The following is a 19,582-nucleotide window of genomic DNA, read 5'->3' on the forward strand; positions in this document are numbered from 1 at the left end:
TTATCTAGTTCGCCGGTGTCGGATCGGAGGCTGCCGGTGCGCTGGCCATCGTGTGCGTGGTGGCCGTCACGGCGCCCTCGGCGAGGGTGATCCGGAGCGAGGTCCCGGCGGGAGCCTGGCCGGGACTGCGCACGACCTGTCCGTCGTTCAGCTGCACGATGGCGTAGCCGCGGTCGAGGGTGCCCTGCGGGGAGAGGGCGCGCAGCTGGGAGCGCAGGTCGACGATCACCGCCCCCGCACGCTCGACCGCCCGGTCGACCAGCTCGGCGCCGCGGGCGACGTACCGGGTGAGGTCCTCGGACCGGGAATCGATGATCCACTGGGGGGTGGAGAGCACCGGGCGCGAGCGCAGCTGACCGATCCGGTCGACCTCGTGGGCGAGGATGCCGGTCAGCCGGTTGCTGAGACGCGCGCGGGCCTGCTGCACCCGGTTGAGTTCGTCGGAGACGTCCGGGACGACGCGTTTGGCGGCATCCGTCGGCGTCGACGCGCGCAGGTCGGCGACGTCGTCGAGGAGGGGCCGGTCGGCCTCGTGGCCGATGGCGCTGACCAGCGGGGTCGTGCAGGCCGCCGCCGCGCGGACGAGCCTCTCGTCGCTGAAGCCGAGCAGGTTCTGGAAGTCGCCGCCGCCGCGGGCGACGATGATCACGTCGACCTCCGGGTCGGCGTCCAGACGCTGGATGGCCGCGGTCACCTCGGCCACCATGCGCTCACCCTGCACGGCCGCGTACGCGAGGTGGAAGTTGACGGCAGGCCAGCGCAACTGGGCGTTGCGGATGACGTCTTTCTCGGCGTCGGAGTCCTTGCCCGTGACCAGTCCGATGCAGTGCGGAAGGAAGGGGAGCGGCTTCTTCCGCGAGGCGTCGAAGAGCCCCTCTCCGGCCAGTTGCTTGCGCAGCCGCTCCAGGCGTTCCAGCATGTCGCCGAGACCCACGTGCCGCATCTCGAACACCTGCATGGTGAGCGTGCCGCCCTTGACCCAGTAGTTGGGTTTGACCAGGGCGATGACCCGGTCACCCTGCTTGAACTCGCTGGTCAGTTTCGCGCGCACCGAGGACCAGATCGTGAAGCTGACGGTGGCGTCTTCGGTGAGGTCTTTCAGCTTGCCGTAGACGTTGCCGCCGCTGGCACCCCACTGGGTGATCTCGCCCTCGACCCAGGCCGTGCCGAGGCGGTCGATGTAGCCCCGGATCTTGTTGGCCAGCAGCCCGACCGGCCACGGGGTCTCGAGGGTGGATGCTGCGTCCGTCATCAATCGTTCCTCCCACGGACTGCACAGCCCTGCCCCCATAGACTGGGTTGGTGACTATCAGTACGGATTCGCCTGTGATCGGCCTTGGCATGCCACGGATTCCCCGGGCACGCAACAGGCTCAAGGATACCCCGGTGGTCGGACACAAACGGGTGCTGTTGGCCGCCCCGCGCGGCTACTGCGCCGGCGTGGACCGGGCCGTGATCGCCGTCGAGAAGGCGCTCGAGCTCTACGGCGCCCCCGTCTATGTGCGCAAGCAGATCGTGCACAACATCCATGTCGTCTCCGAACTGGAGAAGAAGGGTGCGATCTTCGTCGAGGAAGTCGACGAGGTGCCCACCGGTTCCCACATCGTCTTCAGCGCCCACGGCGTGTCGCCGGCCGTCGTCACCGCCGCGGCGGACCGGGGCCTGCTGGCCATCGACGCCACCTGCCCGCTGGTCACCAAGGTGCACCGGGAAGCCGTGCGCTTCGCCCGGGACGATTTCCAGATCCTGCTGATCGGCCACGAGGGCCACGAAGAGGTCGAGGGCACCGCGGGGGAAGCGCCCGAGCACACCACGCTCGTCGGCAGCCCCGACGACGCGGACACCATCGAGGTGAGCGACCCCGACAAGGTCGTCTGGCTGTCCCAGACCACGCTGAGCGTGGACGAGACCATGGAAACCGTGCGCCGCCTGCGCGCCCGTTTCCCGAACCTGCAGGATCCCCCCAGCGACGACATCTGCTACGCCACCCAGAACCGCCAGGTGGCGATCAAGAAGGTGGCCCGCGATTCCGACCTCGTGATCGTGGTCGGCTCGGCGAACTCGTCCAACTCGGTGCGTCTGGTCGAGGTGGCGCTGGAGTACGGCGCCCAGGCTGCCTACCGGGTGGACTTCGCCAGCGAGATCAAGCAGGAGTGGCTCGACGGGGTGGCCACCGTGGGTGTGACGAGCGGGGCATCCGTGCCTGACGAGCTCGTGCACGAAGTTCTCGCCGATCTGGCCGAGGCCGGCTACGGCGACGTCGAGGAGATCAAGACGGCGGAGGAGGACCTGCTGTTCTCGCTGCCGAAGGAGCTCCGCAAGGACCTGGCCGGCAATACCGATGCCCGGGCTCTCGGCGGTCGGGTCAGCCGCCCGGAGTAATCGGCGCCGCAGACACCACGAAGCCCCCGGCGATCAGATCACGTCTGATCGCCGGGGGCTTCGTGTGTGCGGTCCGGCGGGACCGTGCGGGTCTACAGCGAGCCGTAGACGTCCATCAGGTTCGGGTCATTGAGCAGCGTCGGGTCGGTCGCGAGCACCGCGCTGCTGAAAGCGATGAACACGACCACGAACAGGACCGCGCCGATCAGCGGCACGTAGAACGCGCGCCTGCCGCGTGCCAGCAGCAGGATTGCGCCTGCCGCCGTGGCCAGCCAGACCAGGCACACGCTGACGATCCCCGCCGTGATCAGCCCGGGCACGGACGGATCCGGCTCGTACGCGCCGAGGTCCAGCTGGGTGTAGATCAACTGGATCGAATCGGTGATCATGGCGAGCATGCTGACCGCGAAGAGCGTGGACAGCAGCCCGAGGACGAGCAGACTCAGCGTGACCGGACGGTCCCACCGCGGCGCGGTGCCGCGCGGGTGCGGAGCCGCGACGGGTGCCGCGGATGACACGGGTGCATCCGGTGTGGCGAGGGTGCGCTCATCGGGGGTCGGAGTCCAGCTCCAACCCTCCGGCGCAAGCTCGCCGTACTGGGGACGCGGCCGGGAATCCTCCGGAGGGGTTCCCGGAGGAGTCGACGAAGAATTCTCGGCCATCGTCATCCGGTGCTAGCTGTTCGACTGGCCGGCGGAGCCGAGCTGGCGGGTGGCCTCGGCGACGCGAGCGGCCATGGCCGTCTCGGCAACCTTGCCCCAGGCGCGGGGGTCGTAGACCTTCTTGTTGCCGACTTCGCCGTCAACCTTGAGGACGCTGTCGTAGTTGCTCAGCATGTAGCCGGCGACTGCGCGCGTGAAGGCGTACTGGGTGTCGGTGTCGATGTTCATCTTCACGACGCCGTTCGCGACGGCCTCGGCGATCTCGGCGTCGGTGGAACCCGATCCGCCGTGGAAGACCAGGTCGAGGGGCTTCGGGCCGGTGCCCAGCTTGGCGGCGACGCCATCCTGGATCTCCTTGAGGAGCTCCGGGCGCAGCTTCACGTTGCCGGGCTTGTAGACGCCGTGCACGTTGCCGAAGGTGAGGGCAGCCATGTAGCGGCCGTTCTCGCCCATGCCGAGGGAGTCGATCATGGACAGCGCATCGTCGAGAGTCGTGTACAGGTTCTCGTTGATGTCGCCCTCGACGCCGTCTTCTTCGCCGCCGACGGCGCCGATCTCGACCTCGAGGATGGCGTTGATCGCCTGGGTGCGCTTCAGGATGTCCTTGGCGATTTCCAGGTTCTCGCCGAGGGCGATGGCGGAGCCGTCCCACATGTGCGACTGGAAGATCGGGTTGCGGCCGGCCTTGACCTCTTCTTCGGAGGCGGTGATGAGCGGGAGGACGAAGTCCTCGAGCGCGCCCTTGGGGCAGTGGTCCGTGTGCAGGGCAACGGTAACGGGGTAATTGTCGGCGACGGACTGCACGAAGCGTGCCATCGCGAGCGCACCGGATGCGCGGTTCTTGACTGTGTGGCCGGCGAAGTAATCTGCGCCACCGGTGGTGACCTGGATGATGCCGTCTGAGCCGGCTTCGGTCAGGCCCTGAAGGACGGCATTAATGCTCTGCGAAGACGAAACGTTGAACGCCGGATAGGCGAACCCCTTCGTCTTGGCCTTGTTGAGCATCTCGGCATACTGGTCTGGGGTTGCGATGGGCATAGTTGAGTCTCCTCGGTTGGACCGTTTCGGTCCTCTCATCCTACCGAGGTGGGTCTCCGCACGTGCCAGCGCGTGCACCGGTCCGATGGGGAGCGGGCGCTAGGCTGAAGAAGGCAGCACCGAAACAGGTGCCGGCCCAAAGATGGGCCTTGCCACTGCCGCACTCTTCGTCCGGGAAGGACCATCTGTGAACAGCCCCGAAATCGCCCCCAATTTCATGCACCCCGACCGCAACCTTGCGATGGAGCTGGTGCGGGCCACCGAGGCCGCAGCGATTCGCGCAGTCCCGTTCATCGGCCGCGGCGACAAGAACGCCGCAGACAAGGCAGCCGTCGACGCCATGCGCGTCTTCCTCGGCACCGTCAACTTCGACGGACTCATCGTCATCGGCGAGGGTGAGAAAGACGAAGCCCCCATGCTCTTCAACGGTGAGCGCGTCGGCAATGGCAAGGGTCCGGCCTGCGACATCGCGGTCGACCCGATCGACGGCACCAGTCTCACCGCCGCCGGGCGCCAGAACGCCCTCTCCGTGATCGCGGTCTCCTCCCGCGGCACCATGCTCGACGCGTCCTCCGTGTTCTACATGGACAAGATCGTCACCGGAGGGGCCGGCCGCGGAGTGGTCAGCCTGGACGCTTCGATCGGCGACAACATCCGCGAGTTGTCCAAGGCCACCGGCAAGCCGGTCGGCGAGATGGTCCTCGCCGTTCTCGACCGCCCCCGTCACGCCGGACTGATCGATGAAATCCGCAGCGCCGGAGCCGGCACCCGGCTGATGAGCGACGGCGACGTCGCCGGCGGCATCAACGCGGCCCGCTGGCAGACCCGTATCGACATGTGCGTCGGCATCGGTGGCAGCCCCGAGGGCATTACCACGGCCTGCGCGCTCAAGGCCATCGGCGGCTACATGCAGGGTCGTCTCGCCCCGAAGGACGACGCCGAGCGCGCGAGTGCCGTCGCGGCCGGCCTCGACGTCGACAAGCTGCTCGAGCTCGACGACATGGTCAGCGGCGACAACACCTTCTTCGTCGCCACGGGTGTCACGGATGGCGGACTCGTCGACGGCGTGCGCCGCCAGGGCCCGATCATCCGCACCGAGAGCATCGTTCTGCGCTCGAAGTCCGGCACCTCGCGCCGCGTGATCGGCGAGCACCTCGCCTCCAAGTGGCTCTAGCCCTCCGGCCCAGGGTCCGATCGGCGCTCTGATCCACCGAGTGTCGCCCGAAACGCTGAGAATCGCCGTTCCGACGGCGATTTTCAGCGTTAACGGCGATTCTCGGCGTCAGTCGGTGTGGGGTACGGCCGGCTCCAGCGCCGCAGTTTCCAGCGCCGCAGTTTCCAGCGCCGCGGACTCCAGTTCCGACACGAACTCCCAGGCGGCCAGTTCGCGCGGGGTGTCTTCGATCCCCACCAGCGGCGCCAGCACCTTCGACTCGTCGAGGGCGTTGAGCTTGCGCGCGGTGGGCAGGACCTGGCGTTCCATCGAGCCGACGAAGCCGTTGTAGTCCTTCACCGTGCGCTCGATCGACCGGCCCAGCTTCTCGATGTGCGTGGCCGTCGTGGACAGGCGCCCGTAGAGTTCCCGGCTCAGGTCGAACAAGACCTTGGCGTCATGCGTGAGCACGTCTTGCTGCCAGGTGAAGGCCACCGTCTTGAGCACCGACCACAGGGTCACCGGGGAGGCGAGGGCCACCCGCTTCGAGAACGCGAACTCCATGATCGACGGGTCGGCTTCCAGCGCCGAGGAGACCAGGGACTCGCTGGGGATGAAGGCGATCACGATCTCGGGGGACGCCTCCAGGCCCTGCCAGTAGGCCTTGCTGCCGAGCGCGGTGATGTGGTCGCGCACGGCCTTGACGTGTGCCTTCATGTAGGCGGTCCGCTGGGCGCCCAGGGCGCCGGTGGCGGTGACCGGGATCTGACTGGCTTCGAGGAACGCCGTGAAGGGCACCTTCGCGTCAACGGCGATGTTCTTGCCTCCGGGCAGATGCACGACCATGTCCGGGCGGCCGGCGCCGGCATCGGAGGTGATGCTCGACTGCACGTCGAAGTCGACCCGCTCGATCAGACCGGCGGCCTCGACCACGCTGCGCAGCTGGGTTTCGCCCCAGACCCCGCGCGTGTTGTTGGCGCGCAGCGCAGACGCGAGCGACTCGGCGGTGCTCCGCAGGCGCTCCTCAGACTCGGTCGCCGACCGCAGCTGCTGGCTGAGCTCGCCGTGTTGCAGGCTGCGCTGGGCCTCCAGCTCAGCAACCTTCGCCTGCATGTCCTGCAGGCTCTCCTTGACCGGTGCGAGCGCCTGCAGGACCCTGCTCTCCTGCTTCTGCTGTTCGGTGCGCGCCTCTTGGTCATCGCGCTGGCGGTCGCTCAGTTCGCGGTACTGACGCCCCGCGTCGACGACCTGCCCGCGCAGGGCATCGGCCGTTGCCTGCACCGAGGCCAGCTCCTCGCGCAGGATGGATTGGATGCCCGCCTCCCGGGCGCACACCTCGGCCAGCGCCACCTGGTGGTTGGCCTCGGTCACGAGTGGGTCGTTGCTGCCTGACCGGCCCGCGGTGCGGCGATCCGCGGCGCGCGCCGTGAACACCACCGTGAGCAGGGTGCCCAGCAGGGCGCCGACGACAAGACCGACAAAGAGACTGAACCAGGAATCCATGGATCCACTCTGCCAGTGGCCACCGACACTCCCGCGCCGGAGGTGAGTTGACGCCTAGCTCAGGGCCATCGGGCCGTGCGTGGCGGACTTCTCCTTCGTGGCGACCGGCCCGATCGCGCCGACTTTCACGCCGGTGATCTGCGCCAGCTCCTCGAGGGTGCCGGCCCCGTGCCGGTCGGCAGCGTGGATCATGATGGCCGCACAGGCCTCCGCGTCGGCCAGGGCATCGTGGTGGGCGAAGCCCTCGAATCCCGCGGCCATCGCGGCGACCGGCAGTCGGTAGGAGTCGAGGTGGTAGGTGCGGCGGGCCACCTGCAGGCTGCAGACGTAGTTGAAGTCGGGCACCTCCAGGCCGGCGACGGTGGAGGATGCCTTGATCACACCCAAGTCGAAGCCGGCGTTGTGGGCCACCAGGTGGTCGTCGCCGGCGAAGGCGACCAGGTCGGGAAGCTGCTCGGCCCAGGTGGCCGCACCCGCGACATCCGTCGGCCGGATGCCGTGGATCTTGATGTTCCAGGCCAGAAACATGTCGTGCCCGACGGCGGGCTTGATGAACCAGGCGACCCGGTCGACCACCTGGCCGTCGCGCACCTTCACCAGCCCCACCGAGCACGCCGATGCGCTGGAGGAGTTGGCGGTCTCGAAGTCGATGGCGGTGAAGTTGACTGGCACCGCTTCATCCTTTCACGGGCCGCCGACACTGCGCCTCCGCGGGCCGACCGGGCCGCGGGCCGCAGACGGTACGATTGACTCTCGTGGCTCTTACTATTGCAATCGTCGGACTGCCCAATGTCGGCAAGTCCACCCTCTTCAACGCGTTGACCAAGAACAACGTGCTCGCGGCGAACTACCCGTTCGCCACCATCGAGCCGAACGTCGGCATCGTCAACCTGCCTGATTTCCGGCTCGCTGCGTTGGCCACCATCTACGGCAGCAAGGCCCTGCTGCCGGCGCCGGTCTCGTTCGTCGACATCGCCGGAATCGTGCGCGGCGCCAGCGAGGGGGAGGGCCTCGGCAACAAGTTCCTCGCCAACATCCGTGAAGCGGATGCCATCGCACAGGTCATCCGAGGCTTCGCCGATCCCGACGTGGTGCACGTCGACGGTGCCGTGAACCCGGCCGGCGACATGGAGACCATCAACACGGAGCTCATCCTCGCCGACCTGCAGACCCTCGAAAAGGCCGTGTTGCGGTTCGAGAAAGAGGTCAAGGGGCGCAAACTTCCCCCCATCGTGCTCGAGACCGCGCTCAAGGCGCAGGCGATCCTCGACGCCGGCCAGCCGCTCTCGTCGGCCGCGCTCGACATCGAGCCGATCCAGGAACTCGGGCTGCTCACCGCGAAGCCCTTCATCTATGTTTTCAACGTGGACGAGGCCGTGCTGCAGGACCAGGCCAAGCTCGACACCCTCGCCGCCCTCGTCGCGCCGGCCAACGCCGTGTTCCTCGACGCGAAGCTCGAATCCGAGCTCAGCGAGCTCGACGCCGAGGATGCCGCCGAGATGCTGGCCTCGACCGGCCAGGCCGAGAGTGGCCTCGACCAGCTCGCCCGCATCGGCTTCGACACCCTCGGCCTGCAGACCTACCTGACGGCCGGCCCGAAGGAAACGCGCGCCTGGACTATCCACAAGGGGTGGACCGCCCCGCAGGCCGCCGGCGTGATCCACACCGACTTCCAGAAGGGCTTCATCAAGGCGGAGATCTTCTCCTTCGAAGACCTGATGGAGGCCGGCTCCGTGGCGGAGGCCCGTTCCAAGGGCAAGGCCCGCATCGAGGGCAAGGAATACATCATGCAGGATGGCGACGTGGTGGAGTTCCGCTTCAACGTGTAGCCCGCAGTGCCGGCCGCAACTGTTCCCGTTTCGGACAACTGTTGCCGGCGCACCGGCAACAGTTGTCCGTTTCGGCAACAATTGCCCTGTACCCGACCATGTCATCACCCTGCCCCGGCAATATCCGGGGTCGGGCTGGTGCGTGATCCTCAGAGCTGTCGACCCATCAGACTTCACTCTCGGCACCACAAGATCATCACTCGGAGGAAACCACCGTGCCTGTCATCGCCATCATCGGAGCTGGACCAGGACTCGGAGCAGCAGTTGCGCGAAGGTTCGGGCGCGAGGGCTTCTCAATCGCCCTGATCTCGAGAAACCAGTCGAAGCTCGACTCCATGGCTGCGGAGCTCACTGCTGCCGGTTTCACCGCGTGTGGTTACGCCGCGGATGTCCGAGTGCCGGCGGCGCTTGAAGATTCCCTTGCGCGTGCTGCGGCAGAGCTCGGACCCATCACTACGTTGCAGTACAGCCCGCTTCCGTCGCGTGACTACCTGAAGCCGGTGCTCGACATGACTCCGGAGCTGGCTTTGGAGGCATTGCAGTTCTCGGCTCTCGGGCTCATTCACGCGGTGCGTGCGGTGCTCCCGGCGATGCGGCAGTCAGGTAGCGGCAGCATCATCATGATCAACGGCGGAACCTCAGTGAAGGCCCGCGCCGACTTCGCCGGCACATCGGTCGCCTTCCCGGCCGAGAGCGCCTACGGCGAGATGCTCCACGACGCGCTCGAGGGTGAGGGAGTCCGTGTCAGCCAACTCGTGATCCCGGGAGGCATTCCTCAGCTTCAGCTTGACGATGGCATCGACGGCGTCGCCGATCGCATCTGGGACCTCCACGCCGTTGCTGGTCCATTTCGAACGATGCTCATCCCGCTTGAGGACGGCAGGGAGTAAGGGCACTGCGCTGCCGGCAGCGACGATGCGGAGATAGCCAGAAGGGCGCTAAACGTGGCTGTGAATGGTTGCTTTGCGATGCCACTCGGTGGATTTCCGCTTTGACGTGGAGCAGCGTTCCTGCCCAGGGGTGAGGGCGTCACACGCCCCAGTTCGGCGATGGAGCAACAAACACTGTGATCGGCCCGAGTGGGTCGGGAGCGCGGACCTGGACGGAAAACACAGGGTCGGCGTTCCAGTCGGCGGGTGGGAGCGGCACGGGACCCACAGTTAGGTCGAGCGCGCCGTCGTGAGGACTCCGGTAAGCGGTGTCGGGATGACGTGCCGCGAGTTCTGCGGCGTTGTCTCCGACCGCAATCCCGTCGATGGTGCTGATATGAACACCGTTCACGGCGTCGGAGGCAACTAGGACACGGGTGTTGGGAAGATAAGGTGGCACCCCGACCGGGTCCTCGTCGACGAAGACGAAATCACCCGGCGTGTCGGGGTTCAGGCCAGAACCAGAATCCTTGGCGTAGGTATGACCCCACGAATACCTAGTGCCGGGATGCTGCTCGGTGTTTTCGCTCAAATAGTCTTCGGTGATGGGCGGGCTTCCGAAGGCTGCGGACAGGCCGGCGACCACCTCGCTGGCAGGCTGGAAGTAGTCGAACGTGGCCAAAGTCTCCCCGGAGCCGTCTCGCACGTCGATGGAGGTTGCACTGATGTAGAGGTCCGTCACTGCGGCTGTGACCGGGAGAGGCTCCGATGCAGTCGGGGCAGATGGAGCCACCGTCGGCGTTGCAGACGGACCCGGGGTGCCGCGGACGGGACCGGCTTGACCGGAGCAGCCGGTCAGAATCAGGACGCTGGCAACCACAACAAGTGCTGCGACCGCTGTGCCGCACCCACCCTCCACGCCGCGAACGATCATACTTCCCCCAGAAGTCATCAAGCAGGTGGCTGCACTTGGAGACATCCTTGCACGGTTGGTAATCAGAGGCACGGCAACGTCCCGGACTGAAGCGACCCTCGGCGGTTGTCAGGACTGTCGGTGACGAAAACCGGCCGACTTCGACAGGCGCAGCAGCCGAACTTGACCGGAACCGTCGAAGTCGATGCGCGCTCGTTGCGGATGCCGCGTCGCATTGAACGGGCACCGGGGGAAGATCAGCGTCACCGTTTCAGTGGTTGGTGAGGCTTCAGTCGCCCCAGTCCGCCGAAGGCCCCCAGAATCTCGTGATCGGCCCGAGCGGATCAGGGGCATCAAGCCGGACCGAATACGTGCGGTCCGAATTTCCTCTCGCGGCCTCGCACGGTGGAAGCGAAACGTGACCGACGCCGATGTGGAGTTCGACGGGTTCGCCCTTGGGGTCGCCCAGCGGAGCACTTCTCCACGAGGTGTCGGGATAACGTGCCGCAATTTCGGCGGCGTTGTCGCCGACGGCGATTCCATCCACTGTGCGGATGCGAACACCGTTCAGGGCCTCGGTTTCCACTCCGAAAGAGGAACTTGGGCAGTTCAATGTCTCCCCGTTCACCACTCGATCGAAGTCGTGGATGGCGAAATCGTCCCACGCGTAGGTAACTCCTGGGTGATTGTCGTCCTCGCCCCACGTGCTTTTGGTCGGCGCGCTTCCCAGTGCCAGCGTTAGCGCGGAAACCAGTTCGTCCGGCGGCTGGAAATAGTCGAACGTGGATTGGGCGGTCCCGGATGCATCTCGGAATTCGATCGACGTCGAGCTGAGCACGAGGTCAGTCACCCGGGCTGCAGCCGGCGGCGCCGACTCGGTTGCCGTTGCCGTTGTGGGCGTTGCCGTCGGGCTGAGGGTGCGTGGGATAGGAGCTGCTGGTCCGGAACAGGCGGTGAGGAACACCGCGCCAACGACGAGGACCGCTCCTGAGAGAACCTTGCCCACACGTGACACGCCGTTATCGATCATTGTTCCCCCGGGTCATCGGACGTATGAGCGCCCTCGAACATATCTTCACACAGACGCTGAGATCTAATGGATGAATGGCTGGTGTTGCCGTTCCACGGTCACGTACTTGGTGGCGGAATGCGGTGGGATCCCGGTTCACGTGTGGCCCGCGGTCCGGGCCGCAACTGTTCCCGCTTCGGACAATTGTGGCCGGCGCAACGGCCACAATTGTCCGTTCCGGCAACAATTGCCCAGATTGACGTCATGCAGCGCTGCGGCCCGCTCTCACCGGCGCTGGTCGTTCAGAGCGAAGACCTCAGACACCCCAGTTCGGCGATGGAATGACGGAACACGGTTTGGTTCCGCGTCGACATCCAAAAAAAAGCGTGTGTTGAGAACGGCCCCGTCAGCTTCGGCAGGCAGGGCCGTGTCATGTTCGCATGCTTGAGCTGTGGGCAACCCTGAGCAGTAGTCTCAGGGCATGAAACGACACGTTGGCCTGATTCTGCTGGCAGCCGTGTCCCTGACCGGCTGCTCTGCCTTCGGTGTCGAACCGTCGCCGACAACCACGTACACAGATTCGCAGGGCGATGAGATCACGGTCGACTGGGCCGACTACCCGGCTCACGCGGGGCAGAACGGGGAGGCTCTGTTGGGCCGACCAGACCAGACAGCGCTCGAGCCCGAGGCGCGTGCGCTGATCGGCAATCTGCAGGCCGCGATTGCCGACGCCTCAGGCCTGGAGATGACGTCTACAGAGCCCGAGGACGAGTGGTTCAGTGATGAGCGCTGGTTCCCGCAGCTCGGCAATGGTTATGGGGGAGAGTCCATGCTCATCTCCGTCAACTGTTGCGAATCGGCCACGGATGGCGTTCCGCGCCCGGCGAAGTGGCAGGCGGTGCTCGATGCCGCCAGTGAGGTCACTCGTGCCGCCGGGCTCGGGCTGCTCGTGCTGGAGCAGGACTCCAAGGCAATGAACGCCGACCCGAACTGGCAGAAGGAATACCGCGACCGTTATTGCAACCGCGAGGGCGGTGAGTGTTGGCTCTGGAACGCCAGGGTGTACGACGGCGTCCAATGGGTCGATGTCTCCATCCAGGATACGGCGCTGGACCCCACCGGTGCGGCAGCGACCTGGGCGGAGAACGCTGACGGTCGACTCGACAACATCCGCGTCTCGTACGGTGCGACTGTGGTGCGTTCAGGGGAGTCTGAGGAGTACGCCCGCGCAATCGAGCCGTTCCTCGGACTCGCGTTGCCAGTCTCGACGACATCCGACTAAGTGAGAGTGTCCAGCTGCTGAGTCGTCGTTCTTGTCCCAGGGCTACCGCTGCCGGCGGTGGCGGGTGGGGAGTCTCGTCGTACTCGACAGGTCCGGTCGACTCCGACCGGCGCACCAGACGAGCTCGACCGCATCCGTCGACGTCGGCTGCCGGCGTTCTCCGGGGAGCATCCGGCGCATGAGAACCGACGTCAAGCCTCGCTGCAACGACAGGCACCCGGAGGTGTGGCTAATTCAGGAGATCGGTCGCCCGAGGATGCTGTCAGCTTTGGTAGTGGATCCGCCTCGGGCCGGATGATTCTCCTGAATTAGCCACCGGGCATGGCGCTCCGCGTCACGGAGCTGACCGTGTCGGTTCGTCTCCGCCCCGGTCGCCAAGCACGGACATCCGCAGCCCTATGCCGCGGTGAACCGTTTCGCTGAGCGGGCTTTCGCCTTCTCCGCCTCGACTTCCCGGTTCTTGGGCGGAGCCGTGGTCACCAGGTCCTCCAACAGGTGCCGCGAGATGTGGGCGATCTCCTCGACAGCCCGGTTGAACGCCGGGGCGTTGGCGTTCGACGGCTTCGTGAAGCCGCTGATCTTGCGCACGAACTGCAGGGCGGCGGCGGTCACCTCGTCGTCGGTGGCGGCAGGCTCAAAGTTATGCAGAGTGTGGATGTTCCGGCACATGCCCCCAGAATAACCACCTGTCCCGGCGTCGTCACCCCGCAGTTCGGCGGTGGCCGCGCCGCCCCGGGCACCTGCCGCACCGGTTGTGCCCGGCGGTCAACCGGTTGCGATCCGCAGCACAACATTGCCTCTCTTGTGCCCGTCGTCGACGTAGCGGTGCGCAGCGGCAACGTCGGCAAGGTCGTAGGTACGGTCGATGACGGCCTGGAAGCGACCCGATTCCGCGAGGCCGACGAGCACAGCCAGCGATTCCGCCGTGTTGGCGATGTTGCCCGCGGCGACCAGCTTCCCGCTCGTCCTGGTGTGCCAGGCGGCCAGCAGCAGACCTCTCAGATCGGAGATGACGAGCAACAGGGCGCCGCCGGGAGTGATGCGCGCCGCGGCGCGTTCGAAGGGGGCGTTCCCGACGCAATCCATGATGACGTTGTAGGTTTGCCCCTCGAGCAGGAAATCCGTCGTCGTGTAGTCGATCACCCGGTCGGCGCCGAGCGCGGTGACCAGTTCGCGGTTGGCGCCGCTGCACACACCGGTGACCCGGGCGCCCAACTGCCTGGCGAGCTGCACTGCCGCCGTGCCTACCGCACCGGATGCGCCGTTCACGAGAACGGTGCTGCCCGGTGTGATCGCGGCGCGGCTGAAAAATGCTTGGGCGGTGGTTCCGCCGAAGACGAGGGTGACGGCATCCGTGAAGGTCATGTTCCGTGGCTTCGCCGTGATCACGCCATCCTGCGGGATGCAGACGTATTCCGCGTGCCCGCCGAACCGGCTGCCGAGCATGGCGATCACCTCGTCTCCGGGCCCGAACGACGTGACGCCCGAGCCCACGGCCTCGACGATACCGGCGACATCCATGCCCAGGACCCGCCGGCGGGGGCGGAACACTCCGAGCGCGAGCGCAGTGGGCAGTCCCAGCCCTTTCGGGACGTTGCGCGAGCGAGACCGGTAGTCAGCGGCGCTCACCGTGCTCGCGTAGACCTTGACGAGCACCTCGCCCGGCCGCGGCTGGGGTTTGGGCACCTCTTCGATCTGCACCACCTCCGGAGGGCCGAACCGGCGATAGACGGCGGCACGCATCCGCACATCCTGGCCGTGGGTGCGAGTGTCTGGTTGTGACTTCATGGCGACTCCTTGAATGATGGGGTGAGGACAGGTCTGGGGCGCCGGCGGATAATGTACTCCGCTACCGCCAGGTTGATCACCCAGGCGGCACCCATGAACCCGGCGCGAGATAGTTCGTCGGTTGAACCGAAGATGATCGATTGTGGGATGAGAACGACGGCCTGGGTGCCGGCTCCCACTCCGATGGCGTAGGCGCGGGTCATCCAGGCGCCGTGGCGGATGACGTCTCGCCGCACGATGCTGCGAACACCGAGGCCGATGCTCGCCACCATGGCTGCCCCGAAGAGCAGCCGCAACACCACCAGGAGGGCTCCATCCCCGGCTGGATGCGGGTAGAAAGCGGCCATCCACATGCCGGAGAGCGCGGCGAGCAGGCCCGCCGGGATGAGGATGCGTCCGGTGACGCGATGCCAGCCGGCCCGGTGGCGACGCAGTGTCGGCACGAATTGGAACGCGCCCAGCAGGGTGAACACGGTCACGCTGAGGATGTGCGTCACGATGGGCACGGGGGAGTCGAGAAACCGGGCGTTCTGCGGTGTGGCGACGGCCCCGCCCGTCAGCTCGGTGAGCCGCGCCGCCCCGGCGAGCACGGGGATGAGGCTGAGGAGGATCAACCCGGTCGGTGCCAGCCAGTGCCTCCGAGAGCCGGACCGATGATCGCCGCGGGGTGTCGCGGCAGTCACGATGCCCGCGGTCATGGTTGCCTGCTTCCGAGGGCATTGACGGAGATCAGCGTCACACCCAGGTCGCTGACGCGCCGGAGCAGCCCGTGCAGCGCGGCCTGGTCGATGACCGAGCCCGTGAGCACGGTGGTTCCATCGACTGTCCCGGTCAGGGTGAAGCCTTCGAACCAGTCGCTCCAGCTCTCCTCGAGCTGTCCCCGGAGCCGAATCTCATAGCGGGCGAGGTCACCGTTCTCCCGGTTCATCAGAACACCGTCGTGTGGTCGAGAGCTGATCCGTGCGCGGCGCGGATGCTCTGCGCTGCGCTGGTGCGCTGGTCCGACCACAGTGAGTAGCCGAGCCAGATCAGGGCCAGGCCCATCGGGATCGCGGCCATCCGTTCGAGCGGATGCGGAAGCAGCGCGCCCGCGAGGGGCGTCACCGCCGCAGCGGCGATCAAGAGGATACCGGCCCCACGGGACAGGACGCGGGCCCGGAGGACGGCGACGCCGAACAGGATGGCGCCGACCGTGTAGACCACGGCGCCGATCAGGGGAAGTGCGGCGAGAAGGCCGAGGTCGGTCTCGGCCGGGTTTCGGCCGAAGAGGCCGACGAAGTCCTCGGCGAATTGCGGTGCGTCCGCCGCGACCAGCGGCGCGATGAACGCCTCCGCGAAGACGAAGGCCGACTGGAGGATGAAGAAGAGTCCGAACATCGCGTAGCCGATCAGGCCGAGCAGCCCGAACTGGCGCACCTGGCGAAGGTAGAGGCCCGTGACGCCGACCAGGCCGAGGACGGCCATGCCGAAGCTGAGACTGTGCACCGTCACCCAGGTCTGGGTGGTGAGGGAAGTGACCTCGTCGGCGGGGTGGATGAACTGGATGACGATATAGATCAACCCGGACAGGGCGGCGGCACCCGCGGCCCCTCGGGTGAGTGTGGAAGGCGTGATGTTCATGAGGTTCTCCGATGCTCTGAGTGGCCCCAGGTGGATACCTGAGAACGACCCGAATCTACGAAGACACGTGGTGACGGGGCATCACCCCCCGTGGTGACCGAGGTGGTGATTATGCCGACTGGCTGACTAGATCAGGCCCAGCTGGGTGGCACGGCTGACGGCAGCCGAACGGCTGTTGACGTCGAGTTTGCCGAAGATGTGCCTGCTGTGGGTGCGCAGTGTGTTGAGCGAAACGTACAGTTCCCGCGCGATCTGGGGACCGGTGAGTTCGGTCGCCAGAAGCCGGAGTACATGCAGTTCGCGCTCGCTCAATGGCTCAGGCAGGGTCGGCAGACCGGTTGTGCCGGCACCGGATGTGCGCAGGGCCCGGCCGATCCGTCTCACGTACTCGGGGCTGGTTCCCGTCTCGGCGGCCGCACGGAGCAACGCCGACATCGGCTCGCCTTCGTCGGCGAAGAGTCGGAGGTAACCCTCCGGCTCGGCGAGGGTGAGCGCGCGGCGAAGCGAAGGCAGGGCGGACGGGATGCGACCCTGCGCCTCCTCCGCCAGTGCCTGCAGCAGGAGGATCTCAAGGACGACTCCGGTGCGGCGGCCTGCTTCGGCGGCGGCCAGGAGCCGGTCAAGCAAACGGATGGCCGACCCGATCGTTCCCTCACGCGGATCGCCCCGGTGCTGCGCGATGAGCAGCCTCGCCACGGTGATGTGCCCGAACTCACTCAGGTAGGTCAGCTCGTCCTCCGCAGACAGGCCGTGCTCGTCGGCCCAGGCGCGGGCATCCGTCAGTCGTCCCTGCTTGATCCAGAGCCGAGCTCGCATCGCGGCGATCGGACGGGCCTCCGGGAAGAACCCGCGTCGGTACAGCCGTTCGGCCGTCGCGAGTAGATCGAGAGCGGCGTGCTGATGTCCTTCGGCGTCCCGGACCCGCGCCATCGCGACGAACCACCGGTAGCGGTTCTCGGGCAGGGAGGCTCGTTCCCCGAGTTCCTCGCTCACCTGCAGGTGCGCTCTGGCGGCGGGCAGTTCGTCGCGTTCGCGCAGGAGTTCGCTGATGCCGGTGTGCAGGTCGGCCGTCGATTGCGGCGGCGGCTCTCCCTGTTCCGATGCGAGCTGCAGGCCCTGTGCGAAGGCGCTCTCGGCTTCGCGGAGTCGTCCCATCGGCGTCAGGAGGTCTGCCAGCACGAGGGTGGTGGCGAGCATATCGGCCAGATTGCCGGCCAGTCGCAGGCTGGTCCTGACCTCGGCGAAGGCCCGCAGGGCGGCGTCGAGATCGCCGTCGGCCCAGGAAGCGAGTCCGAGGAGGCCGGCTGCCGCACCGCGCCCGAGATGATCGTCTGGAAGGGTGAGATCCAGGGCGCGCCCAGCGTGCTCCTTCATCCCGCTCACATTCCCCTGCGCCTGCGCCAGGGCTGCCCGATAGACGGCGATCGTCACGGGAAGCTTCCGAAGCTCCGCGCCGGCGGCGGAGCGGTGCGTCGGTTCGCCGTCATCGTTCCTGGCCGCCAGGGCCCGTTCGGCGTCGCTCAGGCGGGGTTCGACAGCCTCTACGTCACCGGAGACGAATGCGGACCACGCGCAGTAGACGCCGAGCACCGGCCTGCGGCGGATGACGTCGTCCGGGAGCAACTTCAGCCAGCCGAGCAGCGTCGCATCCTGCCTGCTCTGCCGCACGGAGGGCACGGTCCCCTCGATCACCGTCGCCGCACGTTCACTGTCCCCGGCCGCCAGGGCGTGAGTGATCGCTTCCTCCGGGAGGTCATTCTGCTCGTGCCAGGCGCTGGCGAGTCGATGGAGCTCAGCCACCCGATCCGGCCCGTCGGCACGCAACCGCGCCCGCAGGACATCCGCGAAGAGGTGGTGATACCGGTACCAATGACGCCGGTCGTCGAGGGCAATGACGAAGAGATTCTCCCGCTCGAGGGACGCCAGCATCTCGCTGCTCCCTGCCTCCCCGGTGACGGCGTCGCAGAGGGGGCCGGTGAGCCGGTCCAGGATGGAGGTGCGCAGCAGGAATGCCCGCACCTGCTCGGGCTGACGCTGCAGCACCTCTTCGGCGAGATAGTCGATCACGAACCGGTTGCTCCCGGTGAACCCGTGGATGAAGCCGGAGACATCCGAGCGTTCCCGCATCGAGAGGGCCGCCAGCTGGAGCCCGGCGATCCAGCCCTCCGTGCGCGATTCGAGGGCGGCGATGTCGTCGGCCGAGAGCTGCAGGTCCACCATCTCGGTCAGGAAGGCGGCGGCCTCGTCCGGAGTGAAGCGCAGATCGGCTGCCCGCAACTCGGTGAGCTCATCCCCGGCGCGCAATCGCGCCACGGGCAGAAGCGGATCGGAGCGGCTCGCCACGGCCACGTGCAGATTCTGCGGAAGATGCTCGAGGAGGAAGACCAGAGCGTCACGGACCTCCGGTGCCTCAATCACCTGCAGGTCATCGAGCACCAGGATGATCGTCTGCGGACTCTGGGCGACGTCATTGATCAGCCCGGTCAGGGCCGGCTCGAACGACGTGACCGGGAGGGTCAGGACTGCTGCGCCTGCGCCGATCGCGGGATCTGCCCGTTGCAGCGCGTTCGTCAGGTAGGTGAGGAACCGCGAGGGATCGTTGTCGCTCTCGTCGAGAGACAGCCAGCCGACCCGCAGCAGAGGATCCCGCCGCTGGGCATCGGCTATCCACTCGGTGAGCAGCGTGGTCTTGCCGAAACCGGCGGGCGAAGAAATCAGCAGCAGCTTCCGGCCGGCGCGGAGTCCCTCCTGCAGACGCTCGACCAGGCGCGGGCGAGGCACTGCACCGGACCGAAGCCTCGGGATGAAGAGCTTTGTGGCCAGGACCGGCATCGCCATGACCTCATCCTAGGGACAGGGCAGGTGAGCTCCAGCCCACCGGCCATGCGAGTTCGGGGTCAGCGCAGCATCCGTCGCATCAGGATGCGCGCGAAGCCGCCCGCGACGGCGCTCGTGTCGGCGGCCTTCGTGAAGCCGGCCCGCTCGAACATGCTGCGCGTGCCGACGTAGGCCATTGTGAGGTCCACCCGCTGTCCCGCGTTGTCGACCGGGTAGCTCTCCACGACGGGGGCGCCGGATGCCCGCGCGTACGCCACGGCCCCGTCGATGAGTGCGCGCGTGACGCCCTGCTTGCGGTACCCGGGACGCACCCGGAGGCACCAGAGCGACCAGACGGGCAGCTCGTCGAGGTGCGGGATCTTGCGCGAGTGAGCGAAGGGGTGCAGCTCGGCGCGCGGGGCGATCCCGGCCCACCCGGCGACCTCCCCGTCGCTGTGCGCGAGCACGCCGGGAGCGAGTTCCCGCGAGCACAATTCCCGTACCTTGTCGGCTCGAGCGGCGCCCCGGAGCTCGCGGTTCTCCGCGGAGCCCAGCCGCCAGGAGAGACACCAGCAGACAGACGACTCGGGGTTCTTCGGCTCGAACATCGTCGCCATGTCCGCGAAGTCGTGGGCCGGCGTCACCTCGATCGTCATCGTCGTCGCCATCCTCTCAGCCCTCACTTCGCGGGGCCAATGGTGCCACCGTGCGTGCTCA

19 protein-coding genes are annotated in these 19,582 nt (G+C 67.0%); 5 read left to right on the forward strand and 14 right to left on the reverse strand.

The window, feature by feature from the left end; translation table 11 throughout:
- Positions 1–4 precede the first annotated feature (4 nt).
- The gene (xseA, locus tag AC0J5J_RS14200) at positions 5–1,252 is read right to left on the reverse strand and encodes an exodeoxyribonuclease VII large subunit (protein WP_474898579.1); all 1,248 of its coding nucleotides are present in this window, start codon (positions 1,250–1,252) and stop codon (positions 5–7) included.
- Between the two features lie 89 nt (positions 1,253–1,341).
- Between xseA and AC0J5J_RS14205 the strand changes: the two genes are divergently transcribed.
- Complete coding sequence (locus AC0J5J_RS14205; RefSeq protein WP_134425131.1) at positions 1,342–2,382, forward strand: 4-hydroxy-3-methylbut-2-enyl diphosphate reductase; 1,041 nt, start codon at positions 1,342–1,344, stop codon at positions 2,380–2,382.
- A gap of 92 nt (positions 2,383–2,474) precedes the next feature.
- Here the strand turns inward: AC0J5J_RS14205 and AC0J5J_RS14210 are convergent, their stop codons facing one another.
- Both AC0J5J_RS14210 and fbaA read right to left on the reverse strand, forming a co-directional pair.
- Positions 2,475–3,044: a DUF6264 family protein gene (locus AC0J5J_RS14210; RefSeq protein ID WP_474898580.1), complete on the reverse strand. Its 570-nt coding sequence runs from the start codon at positions 3,042–3,044 to the stop codon at positions 2,475–2,477.
- A 12-nt stretch (positions 3,045–3,056) separates the two neighbouring features.
- Complete coding sequence (fbaA, locus tag AC0J5J_RS14215; protein WP_474898581.1) at positions 3,057–4,082, reverse strand: class II fructose-bisphosphate aldolase; 1,026 nt, start codon at positions 4,080–4,082, stop codon at positions 3,057–3,059.
- A gap of 217 nt (positions 4,083–4,299) precedes the next feature.
- Here fbaA and glpX point away from each other — a divergent pair, with 217 nt between their 5' ends.
- Entirely contained in the window at positions 4,300–5,256 is a 957-nt protein-coding gene (glpX, locus tag AC0J5J_RS14220; RefSeq protein WP_241972800.1) for a class II fructose-bisphosphatase, read from the forward strand.
- 108 nt (positions 5,257–5,364) lie between these two features.
- Here glpX and AC0J5J_RS14225 read toward each other — a convergent pair whose 3' ends face one another.
- Positions 5,365–6,738: a DNA recombination protein RmuC gene (locus AC0J5J_RS14225; protein ID WP_474898583.1), complete on the reverse strand. Its 1,374-nt coding sequence runs from the start codon at positions 6,736–6,738 to the stop codon at positions 5,365–5,367.
- A gap of 54 nt (positions 6,739–6,792) precedes the next feature.
- Entirely contained in the window at positions 6,793–7,410 is a 618-nt protein-coding gene (locus tag AC0J5J_RS14230) for an exonuclease domain-containing protein (protein ID WP_474898585.1), read from the reverse strand.
- Positions 7,411–7,493: 83 nt separating this feature from the next.
- Between AC0J5J_RS14230 and ychF the strand changes: the two genes are divergently transcribed.
- Together ychF and AC0J5J_RS14240 are read left to right on the forward strand one after the other, a co-directional pair.
- Positions 7,494–8,567 carry a redox-regulated ATPase YchF gene (gene ychF, locus AC0J5J_RS14235; protein WP_134425110.1) on the forward strand — a complete coding sequence of 358 codons (1,074 nt, stop codon included), beginning with the start codon at positions 7,494–7,496 and terminating at the stop codon, positions 8,565–8,567.
- A 215-nt stretch (positions 8,568–8,782) separates the two neighbouring features.
- Positions 8,783–9,457, forward strand: coding sequence for an SDR family NAD(P)-dependent oxidoreductase (locus AC0J5J_RS14240; RefSeq protein WP_474898587.1), 675 nt, complete (start codon positions 8,783–8,785; stop codon positions 9,455–9,457).
- A gap of 139 nt (positions 9,458–9,596) precedes the next feature.
- Here the strand turns inward: AC0J5J_RS14240 and AC0J5J_RS14245 are convergent, their stop codons facing one another.
- Positions 9,597–10,178: a hypothetical protein gene (locus tag AC0J5J_RS14245; RefSeq protein WP_474898588.1), complete on the reverse strand. Its 582-nt coding sequence runs from the start codon at positions 10,176–10,178 to the stop codon at positions 9,597–9,599.
- Between the two features lie 460 nt (positions 10,179–10,638).
- Positions 10,639–11,379: a hypothetical protein gene (locus tag AC0J5J_RS14250; protein ID WP_474898590.1), complete on the reverse strand. Its 741-nt coding sequence runs from the start codon at positions 11,377–11,379 to the stop codon at positions 10,639–10,641.
- Between the two features lie 460 nt (positions 11,380–11,839).
- Here AC0J5J_RS14250 and AC0J5J_RS14255 point away from each other — a divergent pair, with 460 nt between their 5' ends.
- The gene (locus tag AC0J5J_RS14255) at positions 11,840–12,640 is read left to right on the forward strand and encodes a hypothetical protein (RefSeq protein ID WP_474898592.1); all 801 of its coding nucleotides are present in this window, start codon (positions 11,840–11,842) and stop codon (positions 12,638–12,640) included.
- A gap of 396 nt (positions 12,641–13,036) precedes the next feature.
- Here the strand turns inward: AC0J5J_RS14255 and AC0J5J_RS14260 are convergent, their stop codons facing one another.
- From AC0J5J_RS14260 to AC0J5J_RS14290, 7 genes are all read right to left on the reverse strand, one after another.
- Complete coding sequence (locus AC0J5J_RS14260) at positions 13,037–13,309, reverse strand: DUF2277 domain-containing protein (RefSeq protein WP_134425116.1); 273 nt, start codon at positions 13,307–13,309, stop codon at positions 13,037–13,039.
- Between the two features lie 96 nt (positions 13,310–13,405).
- The gene (locus AC0J5J_RS14265; protein WP_474898594.1) at positions 13,406–14,428 is read right to left on the reverse strand and encodes an NAD(P)-dependent alcohol dehydrogenase; all 1,023 of its coding nucleotides are present in this window, start codon (positions 14,426–14,428) and stop codon (positions 13,406–13,408) included.
- Positions 14,425–15,126 (reverse strand): DUF2306 domain-containing protein, encoded by a 702-nt coding sequence (locus AC0J5J_RS14270; protein WP_474898596.1) that lies wholly within the window; start codon positions 15,124–15,126, stop codon positions 14,425–14,427. The genes AC0J5J_RS14265 and AC0J5J_RS14270 overlap by 4 nt, the downstream gene beginning before the upstream one ends.
- A complete protein-coding gene (locus tag AC0J5J_RS14275) occupies positions 15,123–15,356 on the reverse strand; it encodes a hypothetical protein (protein ID WP_474898597.1) in 234 nt (77 codons plus the stop codon). The genes AC0J5J_RS14270 and AC0J5J_RS14275 overlap by 4 nt, the downstream gene beginning before the upstream one ends.
- Positions 15,356–16,048 (reverse strand): hypothetical protein, encoded by a 693-nt coding sequence (locus AC0J5J_RS14280; RefSeq protein ID WP_474898598.1) that lies wholly within the window; start codon positions 16,046–16,048, stop codon positions 15,356–15,358. Before AC0J5J_RS14280 ends, AC0J5J_RS14275 begins: the two co-directional genes overlap by 1 nt.
- Before the next feature lie 126 nt (positions 16,049–16,174).
- Positions 16,175–18,886, reverse strand: a complete 2,712-nt coding sequence (locus AC0J5J_RS14285; protein WP_474898600.1) for a winged helix-turn-helix domain-containing protein — start codon at positions 18,884–18,886, stop codon at positions 16,175–16,177.
- Between the two features lie 59 nt (positions 18,887–18,945).
- Complete coding sequence (locus tag AC0J5J_RS14290) at positions 18,946–19,521, reverse strand: GNAT family N-acetyltransferase (RefSeq protein ID WP_134425133.1); 576 nt, start codon at positions 19,519–19,521, stop codon at positions 18,946–18,948.
- Positions 19,522–19,582 lie beyond the last annotated feature (61 nt).

The sequence above is a fragment of the Cryobacterium sp. TS_SC_7 genome (assembly GCF_056156285.1).